General features: G+C 66.3%; 15 protein-coding genes. 12 read left to right on the plus strand and 3 right to left on the minus strand.

Annotated features, from left to right (window positions below):
- Positions 1-19: 19 nt before the first annotated feature.
- The 3 genes from VFG17_RS00600 to VFG17_RS00610 are packed head-to-tail and all read left to right on the plus strand — an operon-like array spanning position 20 to position 4,063.
- Positions 20-1,327: an MFS transporter gene (locus VFG17_RS00600; RefSeq protein WP_325027540.1), complete on the plus strand. Its 1,308-nt coding sequence runs from the start codon at positions 20-22 to the stop codon at positions 1,325-1,327.
- A gap of 4 nt (positions 1,328-1,331) precedes the next feature.
- The gene (gene uxaC / locus VFG17_RS00605) at positions 1,332-2,744 is read left to right on the plus strand and encodes a glucuronate isomerase (RefSeq protein WP_325027541.1); all 1,413 of its coding nucleotides are present in this window, start codon (positions 1,332-1,334) and stop codon (positions 2,742-2,744) included.
- Positions 2,741-4,063, plus strand: a complete 1,323-nt coding sequence (locus tag VFG17_RS00610) for a mannitol dehydrogenase family protein (protein WP_325027542.1) — start codon at positions 2,741-2,743, stop codon at positions 4,061-4,063. The genes uxaC and VFG17_RS00610 overlap by 4 nt, the downstream gene beginning before the upstream one ends.
- A gap of 7 nt (positions 4,064-4,070) precedes the next feature.
- Here VFG17_RS00610 and VFG17_RS00615 read toward each other — a convergent pair whose 3' ends face one another.
- Complete coding sequence (locus tag VFG17_RS00615; protein ID WP_325027638.1) at positions 4,071-4,958, minus strand: LysR family transcriptional regulator; 888 nt, start codon at positions 4,956-4,958, stop codon at positions 4,071-4,073.
- Between the two features lie 100 nt (positions 4,959-5,058).
- Here VFG17_RS00615 and VFG17_RS00620 point away from each other — a divergent pair, with 100 nt between their 5' ends.
- The 9 genes from VFG17_RS00620 (at position 5,059) to mmsB (ending at position 12,038) form a co-directional block, all read left to right on the plus strand.
- A complete protein-coding gene (locus tag VFG17_RS00620) occupies positions 5,059-6,552 on the plus strand; it encodes a CoA-acylating methylmalonate-semialdehyde dehydrogenase (protein ID WP_325027543.1) in 1,494 nt (497 codons plus the stop codon).
- A gap of 70 nt (positions 6,553-6,622) precedes the next feature.
- Positions 6,623-7,141, plus strand: coding sequence for a hypothetical protein (locus VFG17_RS00625; protein ID WP_325027544.1), 519 nt, complete (start codon positions 6,623-6,625; stop codon positions 7,139-7,141).
- Between the two features lie 25 nt (positions 7,142-7,166).
- Positions 7,167-7,478 (plus strand): I78 family peptidase inhibitor, encoded by a 312-nt coding sequence (locus VFG17_RS00630; protein WP_325027545.1) that lies wholly within the window; start codon positions 7,167-7,169, stop codon positions 7,476-7,478.
- Positions 7,471-7,866 (plus strand): RidA family protein, encoded by a 396-nt coding sequence (locus VFG17_RS00635; protein WP_325027546.1) that lies wholly within the window; start codon positions 7,471-7,473, stop codon positions 7,864-7,866. The genes VFG17_RS00630 and VFG17_RS00635 overlap by 8 nt, the downstream gene beginning before the upstream one ends.
- Positions 7,867-7,868: 2 nt before the next feature.
- A complete protein-coding gene (locus VFG17_RS00640) occupies positions 7,869-9,014 on the plus strand; it encodes an acyl-CoA dehydrogenase family protein (protein ID WP_325027547.1) in 1,146 nt (381 codons plus the stop codon).
- On the plus strand, positions 9,011-10,057 hold the full coding sequence (locus VFG17_RS00645) for an enoyl-CoA hydratase/isomerase family protein (RefSeq protein ID WP_325027548.1): 1,047 nt from the start codon (positions 9,011-9,013) through the stop codon (positions 10,055-10,057). The genes VFG17_RS00640 and VFG17_RS00645 overlap by 4 nt, the downstream gene beginning before the upstream one ends.
- A 79-nt stretch (positions 10,058-10,136) precedes the next feature.
- Positions 10,137-10,919, plus strand: a complete 783-nt coding sequence (locus tag VFG17_RS00650; protein WP_325027549.1) for an enoyl-CoA hydratase-related protein — start codon at positions 10,137-10,139, stop codon at positions 10,917-10,919.
- Positions 10,916-11,161 (plus strand): hypothetical protein, encoded by a 246-nt coding sequence (locus VFG17_RS00655; protein ID WP_325027550.1) that lies wholly within the window; start codon positions 10,916-10,918, stop codon positions 11,159-11,161. Before VFG17_RS00650 ends, VFG17_RS00655 begins: the two co-directional genes overlap by 4 nt.
- A gap of 1 nt (position 11,162) precedes the next feature.
- Positions 11,163-12,038, plus strand: a complete 876-nt coding sequence (gene mmsB, locus VFG17_RS00660) for a 3-hydroxyisobutyrate dehydrogenase (RefSeq protein ID WP_325027551.1) — start codon at positions 11,163-11,165, stop codon at positions 12,036-12,038.
- 114 nt (positions 12,039-12,152) lie between these two features.
- Here the strand turns inward: mmsB and VFG17_RS00665 are convergent, their stop codons facing one another.
- Both VFG17_RS00665 and VFG17_RS00670 read right to left on the minus strand, forming a co-directional pair.
- Complete coding sequence (locus VFG17_RS00665) at positions 12,153-12,380, minus strand: hypothetical protein (protein ID WP_325027552.1); 228 nt, start codon at positions 12,378-12,380, stop codon at positions 12,153-12,155.
- A 152-nt stretch (positions 12,381-12,532) separates the two neighbouring features.
- A complete protein-coding gene (locus VFG17_RS00670) occupies positions 12,533-14,566 on the minus strand; it encodes a 3-hydroxyacyl-CoA dehydrogenase NAD-binding domain-containing protein (protein ID WP_325027553.1) in 2,034 nt (677 codons plus the stop codon).
- Between the last annotated feature and the right edge of the window lie 8 nt (positions 14,567-14,574).

Raw genomic sequence — 14,574 nt, forward strand, 5'->3', positions numbered from 1 at the left:
CAAATAACAGGAGAGGATTATGGCACAGGCATTCGCGGACGGAGGGACGGCGGCGCCGGTGCCTCGGTCGGGGCGTTACCGCTGGCTGATCGTCGCGGTGCTGTTCGCCGCGACCACGGTCAACTACATCGACCGCACCATGCTCGGGCTGCTCGCGCCGACCCTCGGCGACGAGCTCAAGTGGACCGAGAACGACTATGGCAACATCGTCTCCGCTTTCCAGTTCGCCTATGCGCTGGGCTTTCTCCTCATGGGCTGGCTGATCGACCGCTTCGGACCCAAGATCGGCTATGCGATCGCGATCTCGATCTGGACCGTCGGCCATGTCGCGCATGGCTTCGCATCCTCGATCGTCTCCTTCATGCTCGCGCGCGTCATCCTCGGCGTCGGCGAGGCGGGGCATTTCCCCTCGGTCGTCCGCGCTTCGAGCGAATGGTTCCCGCAAAAGGAACGCTCCTACGCGATCGGCTGGGTCAACAGCGCGACGACGATCGGCGTCATCCTGACTGCGCCGACGGTCGCGTTGTTCATGCGCGTGCTCGGCTTCGACTGGCGCGAAACCTTCATCTACACCGGCGCCTTCGGCGTCCTGCTGCTGATCCTCTGGCTCTGGCTCTACAGCAACCCGCGCGAGAGCGGAAAGGTCAGCGAGGCCGAGCTCGCATGGATCGAACATGATCCGCCCGAAAAGGTCGAGCGGCTCGGCTGGGGCGCCATCGTCACCAAGCGCGAGGCGTGGGCGTTCGCGGCCGCCAAATTCCTGACCGACCCGGTGTGGTTCCTGATGCTCTTCTGGCTGCCCAAATATTTCAGCACCACCTATGACGTCGATCTGAAGATCGTGCTGCTGCCGATGATCATCATGTATCTGCTCTCCGACGTCGGCAGCATTCTCGGCGGCTGGGTGTCGTCGAAGTTGATCCAGGCGGGCCACAGCGTCAATTTCGCGCGCAAGGTCACGATGATCGGGGCCGGCCTCTGCGTGCTGCCGCTGCTGTTCGTCACCGGGCTCGAGAATATGTGGCTCGCGGTCGTGCTGATCGGCATCGCGCTGGCCGGGCACCAGGCCTTTTCGTCGACGATCCTCTCGATCCCGCCCGACATGTTCCCCAAACGCGCGGTGGGGTCGGTGATCGGGCTCGGCGGCTTTATGGGCGGCGTCGGCGGCATGATCATGGCGAAGTCGACCGGGCTCGTGCTCGACGCGACGGGGGGCAATTACACGCTCATCTTCGCCGCCTGCACGACCGTCTATTTCCTTGCCGTGCTCGCGGTCCACATCCTCAGCCCGCGCCTTGCGCCGGTCAGCGTAGAAGGAGCAAAATAAGCCGATGCCGCGTCCGCTGCTTCTCTCCCCCGACCGCCTCTTTCCATCCGATTCGGCGCAGCGCGACATCGCGCGCCGGCTCTATAGGGAGGTGGCGGGCCTGCCGATCGTCAGCCCGCACGGGCACACCGATCCGGCGTGGTTCGCGGGCAACGCGTCCTTCGGCAATGCCGCGGAGCTGCTGCTCCACCCCGACCATTATGTGTTCCGCATGCTCTATTCGCAGGGCATTCCCCTAGACGCGCTCGGCATTCGAAACCGGGGCGCCGACCCGCGCGAAAGCTGGCGGTTGTTTGCGCAGAATTACCATCTCTTTCGCGGCACTCCGTCGCGGATGTGGATGGACTGGGTGTTCGCCGAGGCGTTCGGCTTCGACGTGCAATTTTCGGCCGAAACGTCGGACCTTTATTACGACCGCATCACCGAGGCGCTGGCGACGGACGCCTTCCGCCCGCGCGCGCTGTTCGACCGCTTCGGGATCGAGGTGATCGCGACCACCGAAAGCCCGCTCGACACGCTCGAGCATCATGCCGCGATCCGCGCCGCCAACGAAAGCGGCGAATGGGGCGGGCGCGTGATCACCGCCTACCGTCCCGACCCGGTCGTCGACCCCGAGTTCGAAGGCTTCCGCGACAACCTCAGGCGCTTTTCCGAGATGTCGGGCGAGGACGCCTTCAGCTACGCCGGCTATCTCGCCGCGCACCGCAATCGCCGCCGCTTCTTCGCCGAAATGGGCGCGACCTCGACCGACCACGGGCATCCCACGGCGGCGACCGCCGATCTGTCGGAGGCCGAAGCCGAGGCCTTGTTCACCCGCGTCACCGGAACGAACGCCAGCGCCGCCGATGCCGAGCTTTTCCGCGCGCATATGCTGACCGTGATGGCGGGGATGAGCCTCGACGACGGGCTCGTCATGCAGATCCACCCCGGCGCCTTCCGCAACCATAACCCTTGGCTGTTCGCCAACTATGGCCGCGACAAGGGCGCCGATATTCCGATGGCGACCGACTATGTCCACGCGCTGCGTCCATTGCTCGGCAAATATGGCAATGAAGCTGCGCTGACGATCATCCTCTTCACGCTCGACGAGACGAGCTATGCGCGCGAACTCGCGCCGCTCGCGGGCCATTACCCCGCGCTGAAGCTCGGCCCCGCTTGGTGGTTCCACGACAGCCCCGAAGGCATGCGTCGCTTTCGCGGGACAATGACCGAGACCGCGGGCTTCTACAACAGCGTCGGTTTCAACGACGACACGCGCGCCTTCCTCTCGATCCCCGCGCGCCACGACGTCGCGCGCCGCATCGACTGCGGCTTCCTCGCGCAGCTTGTCGCCGAACACCGGATGGAGGAATGGGAGGCGGCCGAGCTGGCGACCGACCTCAGCTACAATCTCGCGAAAGCGGCCTACAAGCTGTGAGACTGTCCGCACAAACACCGCTGCCCGCGTCGGTTCAGGCGCCGGGATACGACCGCGCCGCCCAGGCGGCGGGCATCGTCCATATCGGCATCGGCGCCTTCCACCGCGCGCATCAGGCGGTGTACACCGACGATGCGATGGGGGCGGGCGACCGCGACTGGGGCATCGTCGGCGTGTCGCTGCGCTCGGGCGACGTCGCGGCGCAGCTGGGTCCGCAGGACGGGCTCTATACCGTCAGCACGCGCAGCGCCGCGGGCACGCGGCTCCGCCTGATCGGCGCGGTCCAGAAAGTTCTTGTGGCAGCCGACGACAGCCAGGCGGTGATCGATGCGATCGCGGCGCCATGCACGCATATCGTCAGCTTCACCGTCACCGAAAAAGGCTATCTGCGCCGCGCCGACGGCTCGCTCGACCTCGCCGCAGCGGTCGGGAAGCCAAGCCTCTATCGTTTCCTCGCCGCCGGGCTTGCCGCGCGCAAGGCGGCGGGGCTCGGCGGGCTCACCCTGCTCAGCTGCGATAATCTCGCGGGCAATGGCGCGGTGCTGCGCCGTTTGATGCGCGAATATCTCGTCGCCTATCACCCCGACCTGTCGGCGTGGTTCGATGGCGAATGCACCTGCCCCGCGACGATGATCGACCGCATCGTCCCCGCCACGACCGATGCCGACCGCGCCGCGGTCGAAGCCGCGCTCGGCGCGCGTGACGAGGGGGCGGTGTTCACCGAAGGCTTCAGCCAGTGGGTGATCGAGGATGATTTCGTCGGCCCGCGCCCGCGCTGGGAAAAGGTCGGCGCCGAGATCGTCGCCGATGTCGCGCCCTATGAGACCGCGAAGCTGCGCATGCTCAACGGCGCGCATTCGGCGCTCGCCTATATCGGGCTGGGGAGGGGGCATGAATTTGTCCATCAGGCGATCGCCGATCCTGAAATCCGCCCGGTCATCGAACGGCTGATGCTGGGCGAAGCCGCGCCGACGATCGACGCCGCGCCCGGGCAGGATCTCGCCGCCTATGCCGATGCGTTGCTGGGCCGCTTCGCCAACCCCGCGCTCGACCACCGGCTGATCCAGATCGCGATGGACGGCAGCCAGAAGATTCCGCAGCGCTGGCTCGAAACGCTGGCATGGCATCAGAAGCGCGGCGCGCGCTGTTCGTCGCTCGAAGCCGCAATCGCGGCGTGGGTCGCCTTCCTGCGCAGCGAGCATCCGGTCGACGACCCGCTCGCCGATAATCTGCGCGAAGCCGTAGCGGGCCCGGATGCGATGGAGAGGCTGTTCGGCGAAGGCGGGCTGATCGCCTCCGACTGGCGGCCGCCTTCTTGATCTCCCGTCAGCCCGGAACCAGCAGCCCCCGGCTCTCGCGCACCTCCGCATCGAGCCAGTCGATAAACGCGCGGATGCGCGGCTGCGGCGCGACGTCGCGGTGGAGCGCGAGCCAGAAGGCGCGCGCGACCACCTGATCGCCCCGCACGCGCACCAGTTCCGGATCGCCTGCCGCGAGGAAGCAGGGCAGCACGCCGACGCCCGCACCGCCCGCTATCATCCGCCGCTGCGCGAGGATCGACGACGATCGCACATTCGCCCGTAATCCCGGCTCGATTTCGCCCAGATAGTCGAGTTCGGGCGCATAAAGGATGTCGGGCATATATCCGATCACCGGAATGCCCGCGCGCGACAGCGGCGCGGCGGCGACCGCTTCCTGCCAGTCGGGCCGGCCGGCGGGGGCATAGAGGCCGAGGCTGTAGTCCGACAGCTTGCGCGTGATCAGCGGGCCTTTGCGCGGCCGCGCGAGCAACACCGCCATATCGGCCTCGCGCCGCGACGGGTTGAGGAAGCCCGACGAAGCGACGAGGTCGATCTCGAGCTCGGGATGCGCCGCGACGAACCGCGCCAGACGTGGCGCGATGAAGCTGTTGCCGAAGCCTTCGGAGACGCTCACCCGCAATTGCCCCGACAACCCCGACTCGCCCTCGCGCCCCGCATGGATGCGCGCCGCCGCCGCCGCCATCGCTTCGGCGTGCGGAACGAGCGCCCGGCCCGCGGCGGTCAGAACGAATCCGGTCGGCGCGCGTTCGAACAAGGTCTGCTGGAGCGCGGCTTCGAGCGCGCTCACTTGACGGCTGACCGTCGTCGCATCGACATGCAGCGCCGCTCCCGCGCGCGCGAGCGTGCCGTGGCGCGCGACGAACAGGAAATATTGCAGCTTGTCCCAGTCCATAAGCTGCAAATATGCAGGATGATCCTGCAAGTCTATCCCTTGCAATCGCGCCGCAACTGGTCTGTGGCAGCGGCAAGACTTTACGGGAGACTCAAGAGCCATGCGACAGATCGACCATCACATCGTCGGCGGTGCCGGCGGCAGCGGCCGCTTCGGCGATGTCCTCGACCCCAACAACGGCGGCGTGCAGGCAAAGGTCGCGCTCGGCGACCGCGCCGTCCTCGACCGCGCCGTTGCCGCCGCGAAGGCCGCGCAGCCCGCATGGGCCGCGACCAACCCGCAGCGCCGCGCGCGCGTGATGTTCGAATTCAAGCGCCTCGTCGAAGCCAATATGGACGAACTCGCGCAGATGCTGTCGGCCGAACATGGCAAGGTGATCGCCGATGCCAAGGGCGACGTGCAGCGCGGGCTCGACGTCGTCGAATTCGCCTGTGCCGCGCCGCATGTGCTGAAGGGCGACTATACGATCGGCGCCGGTCCCGGCATCGACGTCTATTCGATGCGCCAGCCGATCGGCATCGGGGCGGGGATCACGCCGTTCAACTTCCCCGCGATGATCCCGCTGTGGATGGGCGCGATCGCGACCGTCGTCGGCAACGCCTTCATCTTGAAGCCCAGCGAGCGCGATCCGTCGGTGCCGGTGCGTCTGTCGGAACTCTTCCTCGAAGCCGGCATGCCCGAGGGGATTTTCCAGACCGTCCACGGCGACAAGGAAATGGTCGACGCGATCCTCGACCATCCCGACATCGGCGCGGTCAGCTTCGTCGGTTCGTCGGACATCGCGCATTATGTCTACAACCGCGGCGTCGCCAACGGAAAGCGCGTCCAGGCGATGGGCGGCGCGAAGAACCATGGCATCGTCATGCCCGACGCCGACCTCGATCAGGTTGTGAACGACCTGACCGGCGCCGCCTTCGGCTCGGCGGGCGAACGCTGCATGGCGCTGCCCGTCGTCGTCCCCGTCGGCGAGGACACCGCGAACCGGCTGCGCGAAAAGCTCGTCCCCGCGATCGAGGCGCTGCGCGTCGGCGTGTCGACCGATGCCGAGGCGCATTACGGCCCCGTCGTGACGCAGGCGCACAAGGAAAAGGTCGAAGGCTGGATCGCGAAATGCGCCGATGAAGGCGCCGAGCTGGTCGTCGACGGCCGCGGTTTCACACTGCAGGGCCACGAAAAGGGCTTTTTCGTCGGCCCGACCCTGTTCGACCATGTCACCCCCGACATGGAAAGCTACAAGGAAGAAATCTTCGGCCCCGTGCTGCAGATCGTCCGCGCCGCCGATTTCGAAACCGCGCTCGAACTGCCGTCGAAGCACCAGTACGGCAATGGCGTCGCGATCTTCACGCGCAACGGCCACGCCGCGCGCGAATTCGCCGCGCGCGTGCAAGTGGGCATGGTCGGGATCAACGTGCCGATCCCGGTGCCCGTCGCCTATCACACCTTCGGCGGCTGGAAACGGTCGGCGTTCGGCGACACCAACCAGCACGGCATGGAAGGCGTCAAATTCTGGACCAAGGTCAAGACCATCACCGCGCGCTGGCCCGATGGCGCGCCGGACGGCGGCAACGCCTTCGTGATCCCGACGATGGGATGATGCCCCGATCGGGCGCAGCGGTGAAACCTCTGTGCCCGATCGAACATTTCTCCCGCGAAGGAGAATGACGATGATGCGATGGACGATGCCTGCCGCGCTGTTGATGCTCGCCGCGTGCAGCGGCGGACAGGATGAGGAAACGGGGCCCGAAGCCAGCTCGGATATCGGCCCGCTGCAAAAGGCCGAGCGCCCGGCGCCCGCCGAAACGCCCGCGCCCGACGCGGAACCCGAAACGCCCGCAAAGGCCGAGGCGGGCGGTCAGGTCGACGGCAAGACCATCCCGCCCGCGATCCGCGGCCGCTGGGCGCTGAAGGCGGCCGATTGCGCGGCGAAGAGGGGCACCGACCTCACCGCGCTGACGATCGATGCGACCAACCTGCGCTTCTTCGAATCGCATGGCGAGCTCGCGCGCGTGCAAAAGAGTGACGCGAGCGGCATCGTCGCCGACTATAAATTCAGCGGCGAGGGCGAAGAATGGGATCGCCGGATGCAGCTCGACCTTGCCGACGGCGGCAAGGCGCTCGTTCGCCGCGATTCGGGTGAGGGTGCCGCGGCGGGCGCGATGCGCTATACGCGCTGCGCCGGATGACGGTTTATTGAAAGGGAGATTATCGATGGACATTCGCTTGGCCGTACTTGCCGCCGTTTTGCCGCTCGCCGCCTGCTCGAGCAGCGAGACCCCCGTCGAATCGACCCCGACCCCGCCGCCCGCCGAGGCCGAGATGACGTGCAACGCCGAGGCGGTGCAGAGCTATGTCGGCCAGTCCGTCACCCCCGATCTCGGCGCCGCGATCCTCAAGGCATCGGGTGCGCGCACGCTGCGCTGGGGCCCGCCGCGCTCGGCGATGACGATGGATTACCGTGTCGACCGCGTGAACATCATGTACGACGACGCGTCCAAGATCACGCAGGTCACCTGTGGCTGACGCGCCCCGGCGCAATCACTCCTCGGCGTCCCCGTTCGAACCGATCTACGGCTACAGCCGCGCGGTTCGGGTGGGGAACCGCATCGACGTGGGGGGCTGTGCGCCGATCGAGGCCGACGGCAGTTCGACCGTCGGCGATGCGGGGGTTCAGGCGGCGCGCTGCCTGACGATCGTCGGCGAGGCGCTCGAAGCGCTCGGCGGCAGTTTCGCCGACGTCGTGCGCACGCGCATGTATATCACCGACCCCGCCGATGCCGACCTCGTCGGCCGCGCGCACGGATCGGCATTCAAAAATGTCCGTCCGGCATCGACAATGCTGGTTGTGCCCGCGCTGATCCGGCCCGAGTGGAAAGTCGAAATCGAAGCCGAAGCCATTCTAGAGAAATGACCATGACCGACCAGTTCCAGCTTACCGACGATCAGCTCGCCATTCAGGATATGGCGCGCAAATTCACTGCCGACCGCATTACGCCCTTCGCCGGCGAATGGGACGAGACGCATCATTATCCCGTCGACGTGTGGAAGGCGGCGGGCGAGCTCGGCTTCGGCGCCATTTACGTCGCCGAGGAATCGGGCGGCATCGGGCTCGGCCGGCTCGAGGCGGCGCTGATCATGGAGGCGATGGCCTATGGCTGCCCTGCGACCAGCGCCTATGTCTCGATCCACAATATGGCGACCTGGATGATCGACCGCTTCGGCGGGGCCGAGATCAAGGCGCGCTTTCTGCCCCAGCTCGTCAGCATGGAGAAAATCGCGAGCTATTGCCTCACCGAGCCCGGCTCGGGATCGGACGCCGCGGCGCTCAAGACCACGGCCAAACGCGACGGCGACCATTATGTCTTGAACGGCACCAAGCAGTTCATCTCGGGCGCCGGCTATAACGACATCTATGTCTGCATGGTCCGCACCGGCGACGAGAAGTCGAAAGGCATCAGCTGCCTCGTCGTCGAAAAGGACACGCCGGGCCTCAGCTTCGGCGCGCCCGAGAAGAAGCTCGGCTGGAATGCTTCGCCTACGGCACAAGTGATCTTCGAGGATTGCCGCGTGCCCGCGGAAAATCTGGTCGGCGCCGAGGGCGACGGCTTCCGCTTCGCGATGGCGGGGCTCGACGGCGGCCGGCTCAACATCGGCGCTTGCTCCTTGGGCGGCGCGCAGCGCTGTCTCGACGAAGCGATCGCCTACACCAAGGATCGCCAGCAGTTCGGGCAACCGATCGCCGATTTCCAGAACACCCAGTTCACGCTCGCCGACATGGCGACCGACCTCGAAGCATCGCGCGCGCTCCTTTACATGGCGGCCGCCAAGGTCACCGCGAACGCCCCCGACAAGTCGCGCTTTTCGGCGATGGCGAAGCGGCTCGCGACCGATAACGGCAGCAAGATCGTCAACGACGCGCTCCAGCTGTTCGGCGGCTATGGCTATCTCCGCGACTATCCGATCGAGCGCTTCTGGCGCGACCTGCGCGTCCATTCGATCCTCGAAGGCACCAACCAGGTGATGCGGATGATCGTCGGAAGGGACCTGCTGCGCCAATGACAGACGATGTTTTGATCTCGACCGACGTCCGCGTCGGCCGCATTTCGCTCAACCGCCCCAAGGCGATCCATGCGCTCAACCACGCCATGTGCGAAGCGATGATCGACGCGCTCGTGAAATGGCGCGACGACGACGCGGTCGAGGCGGTGATCATCGACCATAGCGAGGGGCGCGGCTTCTGCGCCGGCGGTGACATCCGCATGCTCGCGGAAAGCGGTGCGAAGGACGGCAAGGAAGCGCGCGCCTTCTTCCACACCGAATATCGCCTCAACCATCTGCTCTTCACCTATCCCAAGCCTGTCGTCGCCTTCATGGACGGCATCACGATGGGCGGGGGGGTCGGAATTTCGCAGCCGGCGAAATATCGCGTCGCGACCGAGCATACACGCTTCGCGATGCCCGAAACCGGCATCGGCCTGTTCCCCGACGTCGGCGGCGGCTGGTATCTGCCGCGGCTCGAAGGGCGCGTCGGGGCATTTCTTGCGCTCACCGGCGCGCGGCTCGATGGAGCGGAATGTTTGGCGCTCGGCCTCGCAACGCATTATCTGCCGTCGGAGAAGCTCGCCGAGGCCAAGGCGCGCATCGCGGTCGACCCGGACCGCATCGGCGGCATTTTGGGTGAGCTTTCGGTCACCGCGCCGCCCGCCGCGATCACCCAGCATCTGGACAAGATCAACCGTCTGTTCGCGAGCGACAGCTATGAGGATATCCTCGCCGCGCTCGAAGCCGACGGCGGCGAATGGGCCGAAAAGGAGCTCGCGACGCTCCACGGCAAATCGCCGCAGACCTGCAAGGTCGCGCTCCGCCAATTGCAGGAAGGCGGCGAGATGCACGACTTCGCGGCGCAGATGACGCAGGAATATGCGATCGGCAGCCGCGTCGTCGCGATGCACGACTTCATCGAAGGCGTGCGCGCGCTGATCATCGACAAGGACAATAGCCCCAAATGGGATCCGCCGACTCCCGAAGCGGTCACCGACGACTGGATCGACGCGATTTTCGAACCGCTTCCCGAAAATGAGAAATGGACGCCGCTTAGCTGATCGTCGCCCCCGCGAAGGCGGGGGCCGCCAGACTTTAACGCCAACGGCCCCCGCCTCCGCGGGGGCGACGGAGAAAAAGATGACCTACGAAACCCTCCTCGTCGAACAGCGCGGCGCCGTCACTTTGGTGACATTGAACCGCCCGCAGGCGCTCAACGCGCTCAACTCCAGCGTTCTCGATGATCTGATCGCCGCCTTCGCCGCCTTCGAAGCCGACCCCAGCCAGCGCTGCGCCGTCCTCACCGGTTCGGGCGACAAGGCCTTCGCCGCGGGCGCCGACATCAAGGAAATGGCCGACAAGCCGGCTTCCGATTTCTACCTCGAGGATTTCTTCTCGAAATGGACGAGCGATTTCGTGAAGAAGGTCCGCAAGCCGTGGATCGCCGCGGTCAACGGCTTCGCGCTCGGCGGCGGCTGCGAGCTCGCGATGATGGCCGACTTCATCATCGCGTCGGACAAGGCGAAATTCGGCCAGCCCGAAATCAAGCTCGGCGTCGCGCCGGGCATGGGCGGATCGCAGCGGCTGACGCGCGCGATCGGCAAGGCGAAAGCGATGGAAATGTGCCTCACCGGCCGGATGATGGACGCCGCCGAAGCCGAACGCTCGGGCCTCGTCGCACGCGTCGTCGAACATGCGGCGCTGGTCGACGAAGCGGTGAGGACCGCGACGGTGATCGCATCGATGCCGCCGATGGCCGCGATGGTGAACAAGGACATGGTCAATGCCGCGTTCGAAACGACGCTCGACCAAGGGCTGATCTACGAACGCCGCCTGTTCCAGATCCTCGCCGCGACCGAGGACAAGGCCGAAGGCATGGCCGCCTTCATCGAAAAGCGCGAAGGCGTGTGGAAGGGGCGGTGAGTCCCGCCCGGAGGCAGCTGGTTTCAAAGCGAGCGATATACGCTGCCGCGATCCTGACCGGCCTCCACTTACTCGCTTATGCCTATGTCGTGGATCAGCGCATTTTATATGATCAGGGCGACCTGGAAGGATTGCTCTGGTGGCTCGTTGCCTTCCTCGTCTTGCCGGCCGCTGCTTTGCTGACGCTTGCAATCAGTCTGGTTGCGCAATGGCTTAAATCGAAAAATCCCCCGGGAGAATGACATGAAAATCGCCTTCATCGGACTCGGCAATATGGGCGGCGGCATGGCCGCGAACCTCGCGAAGGCTGGCCATGACGTCCGCGCGTTCGACCTTAGCGAAGAGGCGCTCGCGCGCGCCGTCGAAGCGGGCTGCGCGCGCGCCGCATCGGCCGCCGAAGCCGTCACCGGCGCCGAAGCCGTGGTGACGATGCTCCCCGCGGGCAAGCATGTCGCCTCGGTCTATGACGCTGACGTCTTTCCGAACGCCGCGCCCGGCACCCTGCTCCTCGACTGCTCGACGATCGACGTCGCCACCGCGCGCGCCAATATCGAGGCGGCGACCGCCACGGGCCTCGTCGCGGTCGACGCGCCGGTGTCGGGCGGCATCGCCGCCGCCAATGCGGGCACGCTCACCTTCATGGTCGGGGGCACCAGTGATGGCTTCGCGCGTGCCGAACCGGTCCTCGCCAGGATGGGCAAGGCGGTGATCCACGCCGGCGACGCGGGCGCGGGGCAGGGCGCGAAGATCTGCAACAACATGCTGCTCGGCGCCTCGATGGTCGCGACGTGCGAAACGCTCGCGCTCGCGCAGAAGCTCGGGCTCGATCCGCAGAAATTCTTCGACATCGCGAGCGTCTCGTCGGGCCAGTGCTGGTCGCTGACGAGCTATGCGCCGCTCCCCGGCGTCGGCCCGACCACGCCCGCCGACAATGATTACAAGGGCGGGTTCGCCGCCGCGCTGATGCTCAAGGATCTGCGCCTCGCGATGGAGGCGGCCGCCAGCGTCGACGCTGACGTCCCGATGGGAACGAAGGCGCGCGAACTCTACGAAGCCTTTGTCGAGGCCGACAAGGACGGCCGCGACTTCTCGGCGATCATCAAGACGTTGCAGGGATAGGCCGCCCCTTCCATCCGTTCGCCCTGAGCTTGTCGAAGGGCCGTTCTTTCTTTCGCGCGTCGAAGGAGAAAGGACGGTGCTTCGACAAGCTCAGCACGAACGGGTTTAGGCCATTCAGTAAAAATCCGCCGTCTCGCCGCCGTCCTTGCGCTCGGTGCGGTGGACCTGCGTCGGCGCCTTGCGCTCGCCGGTGCGCACCTCGATCCGTCCAGCAACGCGGCGCACCTCGGCTGGCGCCAATATCCGTGCGCGCGCCACCCCCACAGCGCTGACCTGGGGCGCCGCCACGGGCACGGCAACCGGCGCGCTGCCGGCGAGCAACAGGAGGGCAAGGGCGGACATGGCGTTCATGCTCTGCCGTAACGGCGGGTCTTGCCAGCGCTTTAACCCTGAATCGCAAGTTTTCGCTCACGCCTGCGGCCGCCACCGGGCAAAGAAAAGGCCGCCTGCCCCGCAGCGGGACAGACGGCCTCCTTTTCGTGAGCGTGCGCGGGTCAGAAGCCCGACTTCGCCTCCGCCTTTTCCTTGAGCAGCGGCGCAATCTCGAAACCATGTTTTTCGAGCGCCGCGACGATCTTGTCGGTGCCTTCGAGCCCCGCCCAGAACATCGGACCGCCGCGATAGACCGGCCAGCCATAGCCATAGATCCACACGACATCGATGTCGCTCGCGCGCTGCGCCTTGCCTTCGGAGAGGATCAGCGCGCCTTCGTTGACCATCGGATAAAGCGTGCGCTCGATGATCTCCTGATCGGTGATCTCGCGCTTCTCGACGCCGGCCTTCGCCCGGAATTCCTCGATGATCTCGGCGACGCGCGGGCTTTCCGACGGATTGCGCTTCTCGTCATAGTCATAGAAGCCCGCCTGCTTCTTCTGCCCCCAGCGGCCCTCGGCGGCGAGCGCGTCGCGGATGCTTTCGATGCGGTTCGGGTCGCGGTGCCAGCCGATGTCGACGCCCGCGAGGTCGCTCATCTGGAACGGCCCCATCGGCATGCCGAACTCGACATGCACCTTGTCGACCTGCGCCGGGGTCGCGCCTTCGAGCAGCAGCTTCATCGCCTCCATCTGGCGCGGCTTGAGCATGCGGTTGCCGATGAAGCCGTCGCACACGCCCGCGACCACCGCGACCTTGCCGATCTTCTTACCCGTAGCCATCGCTGTCGCCAGCGCGTCGGGCGCGGTCTTGTCGCCGCGCACGACCTCGAGCAGCTTCATCACATTGGCGGGCGAGAAGAAGTGCATGCCGAGCACGTCGCCGGGGCGGCTCGTCGCGGTCGCGATCTCGTCGACGTCGAGGTAGCTGGTGTTCGACGCGAGGATCGCGCCCGGTTTCGCGATCTTGTCGAGCTTGCCGAAGATGTCCTTCTTGACGTCCATATTTTCATAGACCGCCTCGATGATCAGGTCGCAGTCGGCAAGGTCGTCGAGGCTCAGGCTCGGCGTCAGCAGGCCCATCATCTGGTCGACCTGCTCGGGCTTGAAGCGGCCCTTGGCCGCCGACGCGTCGTAATTCTTGCGGACCACGCCGACGCCGCGGTCGAGCGCGTCCTGCGCCATCTCGACTATCGTGACGGGCACGCCCTTCTGGAGGAAGTTCATGCTGATGCCGCCGCCCATCGTGCCGGCGCCGATCACGCCGACCTTCTTGATATCGCGGAGCTGGGTATCCTTGGGTAGCCCGTCGATCTTCGCTGCTTGACGCTCGGCGAAGAAGATGTGGCGCTGCGCCGCCGACTGGCTGCCGAACATCAGCTTCATGAACTGCTCGCGCTCGAAGGCGAGCCCTTCGTCGAACGGCAGGCGCGTTGCCGCCTCGACGCAGGCGAGGTTGGCATAGGGCGCCTCGAACCCGCGCCAGCGCTTGGCGTTCTTCGCCGTCAATTGCTCGATCACGCCGACATCGCCGAACACTTCGCGTTCGCGCGTCGGGCGCGGGCCGTCGGCGATCTTCGCGCGCGCAAAGGCGATCGCGTCGGCGGCAAGGCTATCCTCGCCGGCGAGTTCGTCGACGAGGCCGAGTTCCTTCGCCTTCGATGCGGGCAGCGGATCGCCGGTCGAGGTCATCGTCGCCGCGGCTTCGACGCCGACGACGCGCGGCAGGCGCTGGGTGCCGCCCGCGCCGGGCAGCAGGCCGAGCTTCACCTCGGGCACGCCGAGCTTCGCCGAGGGCACCGCGATGCGATAGTGGCAGACGAGCGCGGTCTCTAACCCGCCGCCGAGCGCTGTGCCGTGGATCGCGGCGACGACTGGCTTCGATGCCGCTTCGATGCTGTTGAGCACCGCGTTGAAATCGGGCCCGCGCGGCGGCTTGCCGAATTCGCTGATGTCGGCGCCCGCGATGAAGGTCGCGCCGTCGCAGCGCAGCACGATCGCCTTGACGCTGTCATCGGCGAGCGCGGCGCCGAAATTGTCCTCAAGGCCCTGGCGGACGTGCCAGCTCAGCGCGTTGACGGGCGGGTTGTTGACGATGATGACGGCGACTTCGCCATCCTTTTCCATCGTGACGGAAATCGGGGTGTCTTCGGACATGGGAGAAC

The organism is Sphingopyxis sp., from assembly GCF_035686825.1.
In the GTDB taxonomy this organism is placed as follows: domain Bacteria; phylum Pseudomonadota; class Alphaproteobacteria; order Sphingomonadales; family Sphingomonadaceae; genus Sphingopyxis.